The organism is Shewanella sp. GutCb (genome assembly GCF_002836135.1).
Classification (GTDB): Bacteria; Pseudomonadota; Gammaproteobacteria; order Enterobacterales; family Shewanellaceae; genus Shewanella.
On record NZ_PJBL01000016.1, the window covers coordinates 105,324 to 120,925 of the forward strand.

General features: G+C 44.5%; 13 protein-coding genes and 2 tRNA genes. 1 reads left to right on the plus strand and 14 read right to left on the minus strand.

Annotation, left to right across the window (positions count from 1 at the left end):
• Positions 1 to 14 precede the first annotated feature (14 nt).
• From infB to rlmE, 11 genes are all read right to left on the minus strand, one after another.
• Positions 15 to 2,696 carry a translation initiation factor IF-2 gene (infB, locus tag CXF86_RS08975; RefSeq protein WP_101089999.1) on the minus strand — a complete coding sequence of 894 codons (2,682 nt, stop codon included), beginning with the start codon at positions 2,694 to 2,696 and terminating at the stop codon, positions 15 to 17.
• 26 nt (positions 2,697 to 2,722) lie between these two features.
• Positions 2,723 to 4,222 (minus strand): transcription termination factor NusA, encoded by a 1,500-nt coding sequence (nusA, locus tag CXF86_RS08980; protein WP_101089998.1) that lies wholly within the window; start codon positions 4,220 to 4,222, stop codon positions 2,723 to 2,725.
• A gap of 27 nt (positions 4,223 to 4,249) precedes the next feature.
• Positions 4,250 to 4,705 carry a ribosome maturation factor RimP gene (gene rimP / locus CXF86_RS08985; protein ID WP_101089997.1) on the minus strand — a complete coding sequence of 152 codons (456 nt, stop codon included), beginning with the start codon at positions 4,703 to 4,705 and terminating at the stop codon, positions 4,250 to 4,252.
• 162 nt (positions 4,706 to 4,867) lie between these two features.
• Positions 4,868 to 4,944: transfer RNA gene (locus CXF86_RS08990), tRNA-Met, on the minus strand.
• Positions 4,945 to 5,049: 105 nt separating this feature from the next.
• Positions 5,050 to 5,136: transfer RNA gene (locus CXF86_RS08995), tRNA-Leu, on the minus strand.
• Between the two features lie 109 nt (positions 5,137 to 5,245).
• Positions 5,246 to 5,581: a preprotein translocase subunit SecG gene (secG, locus tag CXF86_RS09000; protein ID WP_101089996.1), complete on the minus strand. Its 336-nt coding sequence runs from the start codon at positions 5,579 to 5,581 to the stop codon at positions 5,246 to 5,248.
• Positions 5,582 to 5,583: 2 nt separating this feature from the next.
• The gene (gene tpiA / locus CXF86_RS09005) at positions 5,584 to 6,366 is read right to left on the minus strand and encodes a triose-phosphate isomerase (protein ID WP_101089995.1); all 783 of its coding nucleotides are present in this window, start codon (positions 6,364 to 6,366) and stop codon (positions 5,584 to 5,586) included.
• A gap of 186 nt (positions 6,367 to 6,552) precedes the next feature.
• Complete coding sequence (gene glmM / locus CXF86_RS09010; protein ID WP_101089994.1) at positions 6,553 to 7,890, minus strand: phosphoglucosamine mutase; 1,338 nt, start codon at positions 7,888 to 7,890, stop codon at positions 6,553 to 6,555.
• A gap of 83 nt (positions 7,891 to 7,973) precedes the next feature.
• Positions 7,974 to 8,762, minus strand: coding sequence for a dihydropteroate synthase (folP, locus tag CXF86_RS09015; RefSeq protein WP_374702333.1), 789 nt, complete (start codon positions 8,760 to 8,762; stop codon positions 7,974 to 7,976).
• A gap of 112 nt (positions 8,763 to 8,874) precedes the next feature.
• Entirely contained in the window at positions 8,875 to 10,827 is a 1,953-nt protein-coding gene (ftsH, locus tag CXF86_RS09020; protein WP_180961038.1) for an ATP-dependent zinc metalloprotease FtsH, read from the minus strand.
• Between the two features lie 61 nt (positions 10,828 to 10,888).
• Positions 10,889 to 11,518: a 23S rRNA (uridine(2552)-2'-O)-methyltransferase RlmE gene (gene rlmE, locus CXF86_RS09025; RefSeq protein WP_101089991.1), complete on the minus strand. Its 630-nt coding sequence runs from the start codon at positions 11,516 to 11,518 to the stop codon at positions 10,889 to 10,891.
• Between the two features lie 91 nt (positions 11,519 to 11,609).
• Between rlmE and yhbY the strand changes: the two genes are divergently transcribed.
• Positions 11,610 to 11,909 carry a ribosome assembly RNA-binding protein YhbY gene (yhbY, locus tag CXF86_RS09030; protein ID WP_101089990.1) on the plus strand — a complete coding sequence of 100 codons (300 nt, stop codon included), beginning with the start codon at positions 11,610 to 11,612 and terminating at the stop codon, positions 11,907 to 11,909.
• Positions 11,910 to 11,995: 86 nt separating this feature from the next.
• On the opposite strand, the gene secF is transcribed toward yhbY, so the two are convergent.
• The 3 genes from secF to CXF86_RS09045 all read right to left on the minus strand — a co-directional run bounded on the left by secF (position 11,996) and on the right by CXF86_RS09045 (position 15,576).
• Positions 11,996 to 12,895, minus strand: coding sequence for a protein translocase subunit SecF (gene secF, locus CXF86_RS09035; protein WP_102038811.1), 900 nt, complete (start codon positions 12,893 to 12,895; stop codon positions 11,996 to 11,998).
• A 1-nt stretch (position 12,896) separates the two neighbouring features.
• Positions 12,897 to 14,711: a protein translocase subunit SecD gene (secD, locus tag CXF86_RS09040; protein ID WP_102038812.1), complete on the minus strand. Its 1,815-nt coding sequence runs from the start codon at positions 14,709 to 14,711 to the stop codon at positions 12,897 to 12,899.
• Between the two features lie 349 nt (positions 14,712 to 15,060).
• Entirely contained in the window at positions 15,061 to 15,576 is a 516-nt protein-coding gene (locus CXF86_RS09045; RefSeq protein ID WP_257982845.1) for a hypothetical protein, read from the minus strand.
• Positions 15,577 to 15,602 lie beyond the last annotated feature (26 nt).

Genomic DNA, 15,602 nt, shown 5'->3' on the forward strand with positions numbered 1-15,602 from the left:
AGTTACAAGATGCGTTACAGAGTACGCGCTATCTCAACGGTTTCGAAGACTTCAATCTGATCGCCAACTCTGACGTCATTATAGTTCTTCACACCGATACCACATTCCATGCCGTTACGAACGTCAGCAACATCGTCTTTAAAGCGACGAAGAGATTCAAGCTCACCTTCGTAGATAACAATGTTCTCACGCAGAACGCGGATTGGAGCGCTACGCTTGATAGTACCTTCGGTCACCATACAACCAGCAATTGAGCCAATCTTAGGAGACTTAAATACGTCACGAACTTGAGCAAGACCAATAATTTCTTGTCTAAATTCTGGCGCTAGCATGCCGCTCATCGCGTCTCTAACTTCATCAATCAACTGATAGATGATGCTGTAGTAACGAAGATCTACACTTTCGCTGTCAACCACTTTACGCGCTTGTGCATCTGCACGAACGTTAAAGCCGATCATAATAGCGTTAGATGCTGCCGCTAGAGTAGCATCTGTTTCAGTGAGTCCACCTACGCCACGAGCGATGATGTTAACTTTAACTTCATCAGTAGAAAGCTTGTTCAGTGAATCAGCAATCGCTTCAAGAGAACCTTGAACATCAGCTTTAAGCACTAAGTTCAACTCTTCAACTTCACCTTCAACCATATTGGCGAACATGTTTTCAAGCTTAGACTTCTGCTGGCGAGCCAACTTAATATCACGGAACTTGCCTTGACGGTACAATGCAACTTCACGCGCTTTACGCTCATCACGTACAACAGTCGCTTCATCACCAGCAGATGGCACACCTGAAAGACCTAAGATCTCAACAGGAATCGACGGACCCGCTTCAGTGATTGTTTTACCGTTTTCGTCGCGCATAGCACGGACTTTACCGTACTCAAGGCCACAAAGAACGATATCGCCCTGCTTCAAGGTACCTTCTTGTACAAGTACTGTTGCAACTGGACCACGGCCTTTATCAAGCTTAGATTCAACAACAACACCTGCAGCCATACCTTCACGAACCGCTTTAAGTTCTAGTACTTCAGATTCTAGAAGGATACCTTCAAGAAGATCATCAATACCTTCACCGCTCTTAGCTGAAACGTGAACAAACATGTTGTTTCCGCCCCAATCTTCTGACATTACGCCATGTTGAGACAGTTCAGATTTAACGCGCTCAGGATCAGCTTCTGGCTTATCCATTTTGTTAACGGCAACAATCAGTGGCACACCGCCTGCTTTAGCATGCTGGATAGCTTCGATTGTTTGTGGCATAACGCCATCATCTGCAGCAACAACTAGAATAACGATATCAGTCGCTTTAGCACCACGTGCACGCATTGCGGTAAACGCAGCGTGACCAGGTGTATCTAGGAAAGTGATCATACCGTTGTCAGTTTCAACGTGGTAAGCACCAATATGCTGAGTAATACCACCGGCTTCGCCAGAGGCTACTTTTGCACGACGAATATAATCAAGTAGTGATGTCTTACCATGGTCGACGTGACCCATGATAGTAACCACTGGAGCACGTGATTCAAGTTTAACTTCGCCATTACGGTCAGCAAGTACTTGATGCTCAAGCTCGTTTTCGCGAGTTAGGATAACTTTATGTCCCATCTCTTCGGCAACAAGCTGGGCAGTTTCTTGATCGAGGACTTGGTTAATAGTAACCATAGAGCCCATCTTCATCATCTGCTTAATGATTTCTGTCGCTTTAATTGACATCTTTGAAGCTAGTTCAGAAACTGAAACTGTTTCACCGATGCTAACTTCTGCCTTTACAACAACAGCTGACTTGTTGAACGCGTGATCCATTGATTCAGGTGCTACGCTGCGCGTATTACGTGAATTACGTGAATTACGGCTATCGCGACGGTTGTCTTTACCGCGCTTACCTTTACCACCTGGGCGACCAGAACCGGCATTAGCATTAGCGTTAGCATTAGGAGCTGCATTGTTACCAGCATTTGCAGAAGGTTTACGTGGACGACGTCCACTCTTTTCTGCTTTTGCATCGGCTGTATCTTCAGCAGCACGTGCTTCTGTCGAGGTGGTCACATGGTGATCACCCGTCTTTTCAGCTTCTTTACGTGCTTTTTCTTCATCAGCCCAACGCTTAGCGTTTTCTTCAGCAAGACGACGCGCTTCTTCTGTCGCGGCAACTGATTCAACATCAGCCTTAGCGATAGCAACTTCATCTTTAGCAGCTTGAAGCTTATCAGCTTCATCTGTAGCGGCTTTTTCATCTGCAGTTTGCACTGGAGCAGCTTCTTTCTTTGCTACTTTAGCAGTCGCTTTCGCGGCTTTTGCTTCTTCATCAGCTTTGTTCTTCGCTTCAGTTTCAGCTTTTGCTGTCGCAGCTTTAGCGTCTTCTTCAGCTTTTGCTGCTGCAGCAAGCTCTGCTTCTTGCGCTTCATCACGCTTAACAAAAGTACGCTTTTTACGCACTTCTACTTTAACGTCTTTTGATTGACCGCCACTGCCTGCAACGCTCAAAGTCGACACTGACTTGCGTTGAAGTGTCATTTTAGTTGGTGCAGCTTCGCCACCGTGTTGCTTCTTAAGAAAATCAAGCAACTGCTGTTTTTCAGATTCTGAAACCGTATCATTTGTCGATTTCTTAATGCCAGCCTGAGAAAACTGTTCGACGAGTCGATCAGCGCTTTTCCCAACTTCTGCGGCTAGTTTGTCTACTGTAGTATCTGCCATGTATAAATTCCCCTCTGTTGATCGACTTATGCTTCTTCGCCAAACCAACAGATATTACGGGCAGCCATAATGAGCTCACCTGCTTTTGCTTCTGTTAATTCTACAATTTCGATCAAATCATCAATGCCTTGTTCGGCTAAATCTTCTAGCGTGATTACGCCTTTGCTTGCCATTACGAATGCCGAGTGTTTATCCAAACCTTCTAACGCTAGAAGGTCATCACTTGGTGAAACACCGTCAAGTGCTTCCTCAGTCGCAAGTGCGCGAGTCGAGATCGCCGCTTTTGCACGTTCTCTTAAAGACTCGACGGTATCTTCGTCAAATCCATCTATTTCTAATAGTTCTGATGTTGGTACGTAAGCAATCTCTTCTAAAGAGGTAAAGCCTTCGTCAGCCAGAACTTGAGCAAACTGTTCATCAACGTCTAGCGCCTGAATCAGTAAATTAACCACTTTAGCGCTTTCCGCTTGGTGCTTAACTTTCATGTCATTAACCGTCATGACGTTTAGTTCCCAACCAGACAGTTGAGTCGCTAGACGAATATTCTGACCATTACGACCAATTGCTTGCGCTAGGCTATCAGCCTCTACAGCGATATCCATTGAGTGGTTGTCTTCATCTACGATGATTGACGCCACGTCAGCAGGTGCCATACAGTTAATAACATATTGCGCTGGGTTATCGTCCCAAAGAACGATATCAACACGTTCACCGCCAAGCTCGTTTGAAACGGCTTGAACACGTGCGCCACGCATACCAACACACGCACCGATAGGATCGATACGACGGTCGTTAGATTTTACTGCAATCTTTGCACGTGAACCTGGATCACGAGCTGCGCCCATGATTTCGATCATCTCATCGGCAATTTCAGGTACTTCAACACGGAAAAGCTCAATCAGCATTTCAGACTTAGTGCGTGTTAGAAATAACTGAGCGCCACGCGCTTCTGGACGTACAGAGTAAAGCAATGCACGTACACGATCACCTGGTCGGAAAGACTCACGAGTGAGCAAGTCTTCTTTGAACAATACGCCATCGGCATTACCGCCCAAATCAACAACAACACTTTCGCGATTACTTTTCTTAACCACACCGACAATTAACTCACCTTCGCGATCGCGAAATTGGTCAACAATCTGAGCGCGTTCAGCTTCACGTACTTTTTGTACGATAACTTGCTTTGCCGTTTGCGTCGTAACACGGTCGAATGCTACTGAATCGATTTCATCTTCAATAAAGCCGCCAAGCTCAATTTCAGGTTCATCATATACTGCCGCTTCGAGAGTAATTTCACGGAAAGGGTTTTCTAATGGCTCGCCAGTGTCTTCAACAACCATCCAACGACGGAATGTTTCATAGGCACCAGTTTTGCGATCAATAGCAACACGAACTTCGATGTCACCTTCATATTTTTTCTTGGTTGCTGTGGCTAGTGCAACTTCCAACGCTTCAAAAATCTTTTCGCGTGGTACACCTTTTTCATTCGAAACAGCCTCAGCGACTAGCAGGATCTCTTTATTCATTCTCTTGCCTCGTTCACCTTGAATTCATCAAAACTTAGCGATTAAATTGCCTTTACGGATGTTATCCAAAGCAACTATCAGTTCATTACCCTCTACTGACAGAGTGAGCATTTGCCCCTCGACGCCAATAACGGTACCTTTCAAATTACGACCGCCTGCGACAGGCATCGTTAATTGTACTTTTACAGTTTCGCCGGTATAGAGCAGATATTGTTCAGCAGTGAACAATGGCCGATCGACACCAGGCGAAGAAACTTCTAGCGTGTACTCAGTTGAAATTGGGTCTTCAACATCCATAACAGCACTAACTTGACGACTGGTATCGGCACAGTCATCAACAAAAATACCTTTTTCATTGTCTATATATAGACGCAAGATAGAGTGCTTACCTGCTTGAATATATTCCAAGCCCCAGAGCTCGTGACCTAATGCTTCAACTGGCGCTTTGAGCATCTCTACCAGTTTGCGTTCTAATGTAGCCAAGGTTACCCCTCAGAAAAACAAAAAAGGGCCTAATTAGCCCCAGTAAAAAGTCACTTTCATGACCGTTTTGTAACTCCCAGATAACAAAAAACCCCGTAATGACGAGGTTGATATATCCAGAAACCTGTAACAGTATAGGATCTAAATCCTTTACTGGGAAGCTGGTTGCGGGGGCCGGATTTGAACCGACGACCTTCGGGTTATGAGCCCGACGAGCTACCATACTGCTCCACCCCGCGACAACTTGTGCAAGTATATTGAGAATTACCTCGACTTGCAATAATAAAGCGCTTTATATACCACTTTATTATCTTTGACTTGGTCATTAAACAAAATCAAAGATTTGGTGCGGATGGGGGGACTTGAACCCCCACGAGCTTGCGCTCACCAGCCCCTCAAGCTGGCGTGTCTACCAATTCCACCACATCCGCATAATTTGTACATCGATTGTTTTTACTAATGACTACGTTAAGAGGTTAATAGTCATTTAAACAATCTCTATTAATCAATCGATTAATAGTCCCCATAAAAATCTATGGGTTAGTCAGGGATTTTATCTTCTGACTTTGCAGCTTCTTGCTGAACTTGCTCAACAGCTTGTGCTGCATCGCTACCTAAATCGTTCCAAGCGTCTTCAGATTGTGTGTGATTTGCACTTAAGTTACCAATGGTTAAACTTAGAGCAAAAAAACCAATTGCTAAAACAGCTGTTGAACGAGTCAAGAAGTTACCAGAACCTGATGAACCAAACAGAGTATTTGATGCGCCGGCGCCAAAAGAGGCTCCCATATCTGCACCCTTACCTTGCTGGATTAAAATAAGTCCTACTAGACCTATAGCAACCAACAAGTATATAACCATTAGAACTTCATACATATTTATGCGCTCATCGCTATCGTACATAGACTGAGAAATTCAGTAGCATTGAGGCTTACACCGCCAATCAAGCCACCGTCTACATCAGGCTGCGCAAATAAATCCGCAGCATTACTCGGTGTTACGCTACCACCGTACAAAATCCTGATATTTTCTCCGATAAAGGGAGAAACTTCAGACAGGCGTTTGCGAATAAACGCATGAACTTCTTGTGCCTGCTCTGGTGTAGCACTCTTACCTGTTCCTACAGCCCAAAGCGGCTCATAGGCGATAATAGCGTTGTCAAAAGCCATGGTGCCATTTTTTTCAATGACAATATCTAACTCTTCGGCAATAACTTCAAAAGTTCTTCTTGCTTCACGAGCTGGACCTGACTCACCAACACATAATATTGGCGTCAAACCATGTTTTTGAGCAGCAGCAAATTTCTCTGCTACGATGTCACTCGTCTCTCCGTACATACGGCGACGTTCTGAATGTCCGATAATAACATACCGGCATCCTGAATCTTTTAACATCTGCCCAGATATTTCACCAGTATAAGCTCCGAAGTCATGTTGACTGACATTCTGCGAACCCATTCTGACAAGACAACCGTTTAAGGCTTCTTTATTTTCATCTAGCAGCTGTCGAACACTTTCTAAGTAAATAGAAGGCGGACACAATACCACTTCAGCTGAATCATTTTGGAGCTTGGTAGCGAATTTTTTGAATAGCTCTTGTGCAAGTTGCGCACTGCCATTCATTTTCCAATTACCAGCAACCATCGGACGTCTAAGTGCCATCACGGTCTCCTCTGAAAGCGGCGTGAATAATATCGAACCACTTGTTAAGTTACAATAGCTAAAAGCGTAATTTTTAATAAACTAGGCGAGAACGCATATTTTTTACGCGACTAAGGAGTTATATTCACAATGCAACTCCTTTAAACAGCTTTATCAACGTTTATGCGCTCAAACTCAGTTGAACATTTAGACTAAGTTGCGAACTGCATCAGCAATTTCATTAGCAAATTTGGTCACATCATTTTCATCATCACCTTCAACCATCACTCGAAGCAAAGGTTCAGTGCCTGATTTACGCAATAATACTCGACCTCTAGCGCCAAGCTTTCGTTCAACTTCAACTTTAGCGGCTAACACTTCAGCGGACGTTAATGGGTCATCAGCACCCTCAAAGCGCACATTGACCAACACTTGAGGCAGCATGGTAATACCGACGGTTAAGTCCTCTAGGTTGGCATTTTGACGACGCATGGCAGCAAGGACCAAGATCCCCGCTACAATACCATCACCCGTTGTACCATGATCTAAGTTTAAAATATGGCCAGAATTCTCCCCCCCGATACGCCAATCGTGCTCTTTGAGCAGTTCCATTACGTAGCGGTCGCCCACTTTTGAACGAACAAACGGAATATCGAGCGCTTGAAGAGCAAGATCTAAGCCTAAGTTAGACATCAATGTTCCGACAACTCCCCCCCGTAGTACACCGCGCTTTTGCGCATCACAAGCCAAGATGTAGAGAATTTCATCGCCATCAATCACTCGTCCATGGCGGTTAACCATCATGATCCGGTCACCGTCACCATCGAGTGCAATACCAAGGTCGGCATTTTCTGCCAGTACAGTTTCGCAAATTTTAGCCGTTGAGGTTGCGCCCACATTATCATTAATGTTCAAGCCATTTGGCTTATCACCAATGGCGACAACTTCAGCACCGAGTTCTTTAAATACACTAGGGGCGATGTGGTACGTTGCGCCATGAGCACAATCGACAACAATTTTTAAGCCACTTAATGTTTGTTCTGCTGGGAAATGACTTTTACAATATTCGATATAACGACCCGCGGCGTCATCGATACGAGAAACTTTGCCTAAAAGGTGTGACTCTACACAGGTTAATGGCTTTTCCAATTCTGCTTCGATTTCGAGTTCTACCGCATCATCAAGTTTGCTGCCATCGGTATAGAAAAACTTAATACCATTATCATAATAAGGATTATGTGATGCACTAATCACAATGCCAGCTTCTGCACGGAATGTTCGCGTCAAATAAGCAACGGCAGGTGTTGGCATTGGACCTATCAGCATGACATCAAGGCCTGCGGCTGAAAGCCCAGCCTCGAGTGCTGATTCAAATAGATAACCAGAAATGCGGGTGTCTTTACCTATAATCACTTTATGCGTACCCGTTCGGGATAACACTCTTCCTGCAGCCCAGCCCAGCTTAAGCGCTAACTCAGGGGTCATTTTGCCCGCACCTACTTTACCGCGAATACCGTCAGTACCAAAAAATTGTCTTTGTTTCACGAAAACTCCAAAATTAATAACGGTGGGTAGAAAGGAATGCCCAGATCCTACCCAATCATACTTCATTTAGGCTAAGCGAGTGCTCAGCCTAAATCCTTGTAATTTTTTGTTGCATTTAACACAGCCATCATGTCGGCGGTTTCTTGTACATCATGCACTCGCACAATACTTGCGCCCGCCTGTACTGCCAACATATTAGCAGCAAGGGAGGCACTTAGTCTTTGTGGCACTTCACGATTAAGTAGTTGCCCAAACATGCTTTTTCGAGACATTCCAGCCAAAATTGGCAGCTCAAATGTACTCAATTCAGCTAAACGCTGCAGTATCTCGTAATTATGCGCTAATGACTTGCCAAAACCAAATCCTGGATCGAGCACAATATTCGCTCGTTTGACTCCCGCTTGAAGACAAGCCTCAATACGCCACTCAAAAAACTGAGCAATATCCTTAACAACGTCTTCATAAACTGGCGCTTGTTGCATGGTTCGAGGTTGACCTTGCATATGCATTAGGCAAACAGGGACGCCAAGCTCAGCTGCCGCCACTAATGCACCAGGTTCTTGCAGTGCCCGAACATCATTAATCAGGTGCGCCCCCGCAGCAACAGCGGCTCTCATTACCACAGGCTTGCTAGTATCGATTGAGATCCATACATTATGAGTTTTAGCGACATACTCTATCAGCGGAATAACTCGGTCGAGTTCATCAGCCTCAGAGACATCCTTAGCCCCCGGTCTTGTAGACTCGCCACCAATATCAATAAAAGTCGCCCCTTGAGCAACCATAGTATCGGCTTGATGGCAGGCGCTCGCTATTGAGGCGAACTCGCCACCGTCAGAAAAAGAATCTGGGGTAACATTAAGGATCCCCATAATCACGGCAGTGGATAAATCTAACGCTTTATCACCACTAGTTAATATCGACAAAATAAAGCTCCATAAACAAGAAAACCCCATAAAGGGGTCTTCTAAAATTGTCTAAAGATTACTTAGCAGGTGATTCGTCCGCATCACTTACATCCGTTTGACTATCTTCAGTATCCTTAACATCTTCTTTCTTTTCAGAAGAAGCGTCATTACTGTCATTATCCTTAGACTGCTTATCTTTTTCCCATTCAGCAGGTAAACGCACTTCACGACGTTTCATCAAATCATCAATTTGATTCGAGTCTATCGTTTCATACTTCATCAGCGCATCTTTCATCGCGTGAAGGATGTCCATATTCTCGGTAAGATACACTTGCGCTCTATCGTAGTTAGACGATATCAGCAGCTTAACTTCAGCATCGATAATACGCGCAGTGTCATCTGACATATGTTGCGACTTACCCATGCTGCGTCCAAGGAAGACTTCATTCTCATCTTCAGCATAGAGTACTGGGCCTAACTTGTCAGAGAAGCCCCACTGGGTCACCATATTACGTGCTATTGATGTCGCATATTTAATATCCTGCGAAGCACCCGTAGACACTTTCTGGCTACCGTAGATAATCTCTTCGGCTAAACGGCCACCATAGGCAACTGAAATCTGGCTTTCTAGTTTCTGTCTGCTTTGGCTAATAGCATCCGCTTCAGGCAAAAAGAAAGTCACACCCAACGCTCGACCGCGTGGAATAATAGTCACCTTATGCACAGGATCATGCTCTGGCACTAAACAACCGACAATCGCATGACCTGCTTCATGGTAAGCGGTCATCTCTTTTTCAGCTTCAGACATCACCATAGTGCGGCGCTCTGCACCCATCATGATCTTATCTTTAGCACTTTCGAACTCTTCCATGCCCACGACGCGGCGACTGTTACGAGCTGCAAATAATGCCGCTTCGTTGACAAGGTTAGCAAGGTCTGCACCAGAGAAACCTGGAGTACCACGAGCAATAACACTTGCCTTAACACCGTCAGCCAATGGCACTTTGCGCATATGGACTTTAAGAATTTGCTCACGACCACGAACGTCAGGCAGACCCACAACAACTTGACGGTCAAAACGACCTGGACGTAGTAACGCTGCATCTAACACGTCTGGACGGTTAGTCGCGGCGATGACAATGACGCCTTCGTTGCCTTCAAAACCATCCATTTCAACCAGTAGTTGGTTCAATGTTTGCTCACGTTCATCATGACCACCACCAACACCCGCACCACGCTGGCGACCTACGGCATCAATTTCATCAATGAAGATAATGCAGGGAGCAGACTTTTTAGCTTGCTCAAACATGTCACGCACTCGAGATGCACCAACACCCACAAACATTTCAACGAAGTCTGAACCTGAAATGGTAAAGAAAGGCACTTTAGCTTCACCCGCAATGGCTTTAGCAATTAGCGTCTTACCGGTACCTGGTGGGCCAACAAGTAACACACCAGTAGGAATTCGTCCGCCTAACTTTTGGAAACGCGTTGGCTCTTTTAAGTAATCAACCAATTCTTTAACGTCTTCTTTCGCTTCGTCACAACCAGCAACGTCAGCAAAAGTCGTTTTAATTTGGTCTTCGCTCATCAATTTGGCTTTACTCTTACCAAATGACATTGCGCCTTTACCACCACCGCCTTGCATCTGACGCATGAAGAAAATCCATACCCCGATAAGCAGCAGCATAGGGAACCAAGAGATAAAGATTTGAGTTAAGAAACCCGACTCTTCTGCTTCTTGTCCTTTCATCATAATGCCTTTACGGGCTAGATCATTGATCAAGTCAAGATCTGGCATTGGCATAATCGTGGTGAACTTCTCTCCAGTACGCTTTGTTCCTTCAATCGTACGTTGATCGCTTTTCACTTCGACAGTATTAATCTGCCCGTCACGAACATCGTCTAAAAAGGTAGAATAATCCATCTTCTGCTTGGTAGAAGAAGAGGGGGAATAGCCCTGAAACACTGCCATCAACACAACCGCGATGACAACCCAGAGAATTAAATTTTTAGCCATGTCACTCAAATTACTCGACCTCTTTTTAAAGTCTTTCGAAAACTAATGTTAGAGTACTTACGATAGATTACTATAACTTGTACCCCGTCGCCACAAGATAGACCTCACGTGATCGTGCTCGCGATGAATCCGGCTTACGTGTTTTAACGGTTTTAAATGCTTGTTTAACTAATTTCATGTACTCGTCAAAGCCCTCCCCCTGAAAGACTTTAACAGCAAAACAGCCATTAGGTGCCAAAACTTGATGGCACATATCTAATGCGAGTTCGACTAAATACATAGCACGAGGTTGATCGACCCCGCCAGTACCACTCATGTTTGGCGCCATATCAGATAATACGACATCCACTTTAGCATCACCAACTCGCGTCAGCAGCGCTTCAAGTACGTTCTCTTCGCGGAAATCACCTTGTAGGAAATCGACCCCAACAATCGGGTCCATAGGTAAAATATCGCACGCGATCACTTTACCTTTGTCGCCAGCAAGTTTAACAACCACTTGCGACCATCCTCCAGGTGCTGCGCCTAAATCGACCACAGTCATGCCGGATCGTATAAGTTTATCTTTCTCTTGGATCTCCTCTATCTTAAAGGCCGCTCGCGACCTAAAGCCGCGCTTTTGCGCTAACTTGACATAGTGATCATCGAAATGTTCTTGCATCCAGCGTGAAGAGCTGGCGGTTCGTTTTTTACCTGACATTTAAAATCCGCAACAATTGAGAGTTACACAAAGCATATATAAGGGTAGAATAGCGGCTTTTCAACAGTAACTCAGCATAAAGTTGGTATAAATGAACTTAACAACCAAACAAAAACAGCACTTAAAGGGCTTAGCGCATAATTTAAAGCCTGTAGTGATGCTTGGTGGCAACGGCCTGACTGAAGGTGTACTGGCTGAAATTGATAGTGCACTCTCTCATCATGAATTGATCAAAGTGAAAGTAGCCTCTGGTGACAGAGAGCTTAAAAATGCAATCGTCGACGCCATCGTACGTGAAACCCAAGCTGAAAAAATACAGCTTATCGGTCACGTCTTAGTACTGTTCCGACAGTCTGAAGAAATGAAAATTGCTGTGCCTAAGGCAAAGTAATTAGCAAAGTTTCTTTTAAAAAAGAAAAGTTTGCAAGATAAATAAAAAAAGCCGCTGATTATTCAGCGGCTTTTTTTTGTGTTTTTTTATGGAGCGTCACATATAGGCTTTACTTTATAATGCTCGGAGTTAACTTTCAGCAACTCAGGCAAGCTGGTCCCGATAGAAATTGACGAGAAGGTACCAATCAGAATGCCAAGAAACATTGCTATCGAAAAACTCTCTAAAGGGCCACCGCCCATTATCCACAATGCAGAAACGGTGATTAATGTTGTGCCACTCGTCACCATGGTGCGAGAGAATGTCGCCTGTACCGCTCGACTGCATACCGCTTCAACCGCCATTTTAGGCTTAGAGGTTAATAGCTCTCTGATCCGGTCTGCGATAATAATAGAGTCATTTAGCGAATACCCCAAAATAGCTAACACTGCTGCGAGTACAGTAAGGTTAAACTCCATCTGAGTTAACGCAAAGAATGCCAAGACAAAAGCCACGTCATGAAATAGTGCCAATAGTGCACCACTGGCGAGACGCCATTCAAAACGAAAACTTAGATAGCCGAGGATACATAACATCGCAACCAAAAGTGCTAAGCCTCCCTGCTCTGCTAACTCTTGGCCTATTTGCGGCCCAACGATACTCGAATTGAGCACTTCTATATTATGAGTCAATGGCGCCAGAACACGGGTGATACTCGAACTAGATTCAGCGTTAACTTGGCTATATCTCAGCACCCAACGTCCAGCTTCACCCGCCGAAATAACACTCACATCTTGATCTGAGTGTTGCGCTAGTAGCTCACTTATCTGAGCGGCCTTGATATTGCTATCAAGCTTCACCTCTGTAACCACACCGCCGGTGAAGTCTAAACCCCAATTAAAACCATTAACCAAGATAATTCCGACGGAGCAGAACATTATCACTAAAGACATTAGGCTAGATAAGTAGCGCGCTTTAGTTAACTTACTCAATTTTTTAAAATTCATATTACACCTTCACATCGCGACTAAAATCGCGTCCATAAACCCAATTAACTAATGCTCTTGAAGCAAAAATACCGGTGAACATACTCGTTAATAACCCCAGCCCTAAGGTCAAAGCAAACCCTTGAATAGGACCATTACCGATTGAGTACAACACTATCGCGGTGATCATCGTGGTAAAATTGGCATCGATGATGGTGGACAAAGCGCTGTCAAAGCCTCTATCAATCGCATGCGCAAAGCTCTTCCCCTCTTTTAACTTATCTTTAATCCTTTCAAAAATAAGTACATTGGTATCAACCGCCATACCAACCGTTAATACCAGTCCCGCAATACCGGGTAAGGTCAACACTGCCCCAGGGATCAACGCTAACAGGCCAAATAGCAAAACCATGTTTGCAACTAACGCAATATTTGCTATCCAACCGAGTCGACGATACCAAAGCCCCATAAATAACAAGGTAAACGCCATTCCTAAAGCAAGTGCCGAAAAGCCATTAGTAATGTTTTCTTCGCCTAAGCTCGGGCCAATAGTACGCTCCTCAACGATAGTCACTGGCGCAGTCATAGAGCCTGCTCGAAGTAATAAAGCCAGCTGCTGTGCACTGGCATAGTCACCCGCACCCGTAATGCTAAAACGATCACTAAGCTGAGACTGAATCGTTGCTACACTAATCACTTCTGTGGTTTGCCTTATCTGGCCTTTATCATCTCGGCTATATTCACTGTATGAGGTCGCCATTGGTTTGCCGATATTGTCACGAGAGAAGTTCGACATGATTTTTCCACCTTCACGATCGAGGTGAATAACGACTTCCGGTAAGCCCATTTCACCTAAAGATGCCCTAGCATCAATGATGTGCTCGCCACCTAAAACTGGCTTCCTTGCCACATAGACTGGTGCTTTCTGCTCATCAGATAACACTTTGGCATTCACAGAGCCCGGTTGCATAACCTGATAAAAGGCTAGGCTCGCCGTTGCGCCAATGACCGATTTAGCGGCTGCTGGATCTTGCACGCCTGGCAGCTCAATTCTTATGCGGTGCTCGCCTTGACGCTGCACAACAGCTTCAGTTATCCCGAGCTGCTCAATACGGCTGCGCATAATTTGCAGGTTTTGTTTTACGATCAAATCGCGAATATTAATTTTTTCACTCGCTAATAGATCCACATTAAGCGCACTATCCCCCGCATTCGTTACCTGCCAATTTGGATATTGCTGCTTAACGAATTGTCTTAGCGCCTGCCTTTGGTTTGGATCTGAGACTGAGATGTTTACCTTTCCACTCGAGTGTTGCTGAACCTTGGCGCCATAAAGAGACTCCCCGCGAATAAATTGCCTCACTGATTCAACAAGAGCGTCGTAATGCACTGTGTAAACAGGTTCAATTTCTACATCAAGTAAGAACTGCACTCCACCTCTAAGATCTAAGCCAAGTTTAATTGGCGAAAAGCCTAGAGATAGCAACCAATTGGGTGCATCAGGTGCCAGTGTTAGAGTCAACTCTGAAGGAGCTGCAACTTGCTCGGAGAGCATCGTTTTAAGCTGGGACTGCTGCGAGTTATCATCGAGTACGATCAGTGTTTCCCCCTTAGCTTGGTCAATACGTTTGACGTTAACGCCCTGGGACTCCAGCAAATGGTGTAACGCTAAAGAGTTAACTTTTAGACCCGCTTTCGCACCGATTTGCACGGCGGCATCTTCACCATAAAAAGTGGGCAATGCACTGAATAACATAATGATAATAGTGACTAGTAACAGCACATACTTCCATGCACTGTAATGATTTAAAATCGTCGATTTTTTATTTTCTCTCATATTGTCTTGCTCTTTATATTCACTAGTAACGCGATAAATATTGGCAGTTATCCCAGTAGGTACTGGCAAATGCAATATTGCTTTATTAGCTATCGAGAGAGTGATTTAGTCCAAGCTTACTTGGCATCAAATTCCAATATAAAAATCAGACGCGGATATATAATCGACATAAAACGTCAATTTCAAACGTCTAAAACAGATATTGATGACAATTAGGCAACAAAGGACAAATACAGTTTCACCAGTGACCGCTCACATCTATTCACGATGGAGCGCTAAGTGTAAATTTGACTTTGGAATAACTGCTAGCAACCGTTCTCGATAGTTAAGCCAACGGGCTTATCGATACTTAGCTAAGGGAGCGGGAGTGAGAAAAACGGTAGAGTAAATTAGATTCTTTCCATGCAGAAAGTCGATGAGAAGCGCTTTCAATATGCAGCAACCAATCCACGGTAGGCTTGACATCTATTCGATATCCAACAGTTAAAGAAGGGATCGGGGGGGATAAAAACTCAAAGGCTAACAGATAGCTTGGACGATTTCGTAGCGGATCGTGTTGCGAAAAACTGATAAAACGTTGCGACACCAACGGGGCATATTCAGAGCCGTCGCCTTCAGTCTGCTTGGCTTGCTTGTTTTGAAACCTTAAAAGCATATTGCTGGATAGATTATGCAACTGCTGGCTATCTGGAGCGATCGAAGTGTGACTATAAAATCCAAGCGCCACTTCAGACAGAGTAAGATCTAAAGTAACAAAGCCGATGTCATTATTTTGATTTGGCACTGATGCACTCGCAGACATAGGAGTGAGAAATAATCCCCCTATGAATAGCAAAATGAATCCAAACCGCCAAAATAACTGCACTATTTTTTGCCTATATTCAGGTATAT

What these genes read in the sequence shown, in the direction of transcription:
- infB (WP_101089999.1), bottom strand. Translation starts at nt 2,696, where the DNA reads ATGGCAGATACTACAGTAGACAAACTAGCCGCAGAAGTTGGGAAAAGC.
- nusA (WP_101089998.1), bottom strand. Translation starts at nt 4,222, where the DNA reads ATGAATAAAGAGATCCTGCTAGTCGCTGAGGCTGTTTCGAATGAAAAA.
- secG (WP_101089996.1), bottom strand. Translation starts at nt 5,581, where the DNA reads ATGTATGAAGTTCTAATGGTTATATACTTGTTGGTTGCTATAGGTCTA.
- tpiA (WP_101089995.1), bottom strand. Translation starts at nt 6,366, where the DNA reads ATGGCACTTAGACGTCCGATGGTTGCTGGTAATTGGAAAATGAATGGC.
- folP (WP_374702333.1), bottom strand. Translation starts at nt 8,762, where the DNA reads ATGGGGATCCTTAATGTTACCCCAGATTCTTTTTCTGACGGTGGCGAG.
- rlmE (WP_101089991.1), bottom strand. Translation starts at nt 11,518, where the DNA reads ATGTCAGGTAAAAAACGAACCGCCAGCTCTTCACGCTGGATGCAAGAA.
- yhbY (WP_101089990.1), top strand. Translation starts at nt 11,610, where the DNA reads ATGAACTTAACAACCAAACAAAAACAGCACTTAAAGGGCTTAGCGCAT.
- secF (WP_102038811.1), bottom strand. Translation starts at nt 12,895, where the DNA reads ATGAATTTTAAAAAATTGAGTAAGTTAACTAAAGCGCGCTACTTATCT.
- secD (WP_102038812.1), bottom strand. Translation starts at nt 14,711, where the DNA reads ATGAGAGAAAATAAAAAATCGACGATTTTAAATCATTACAGTGCATGG.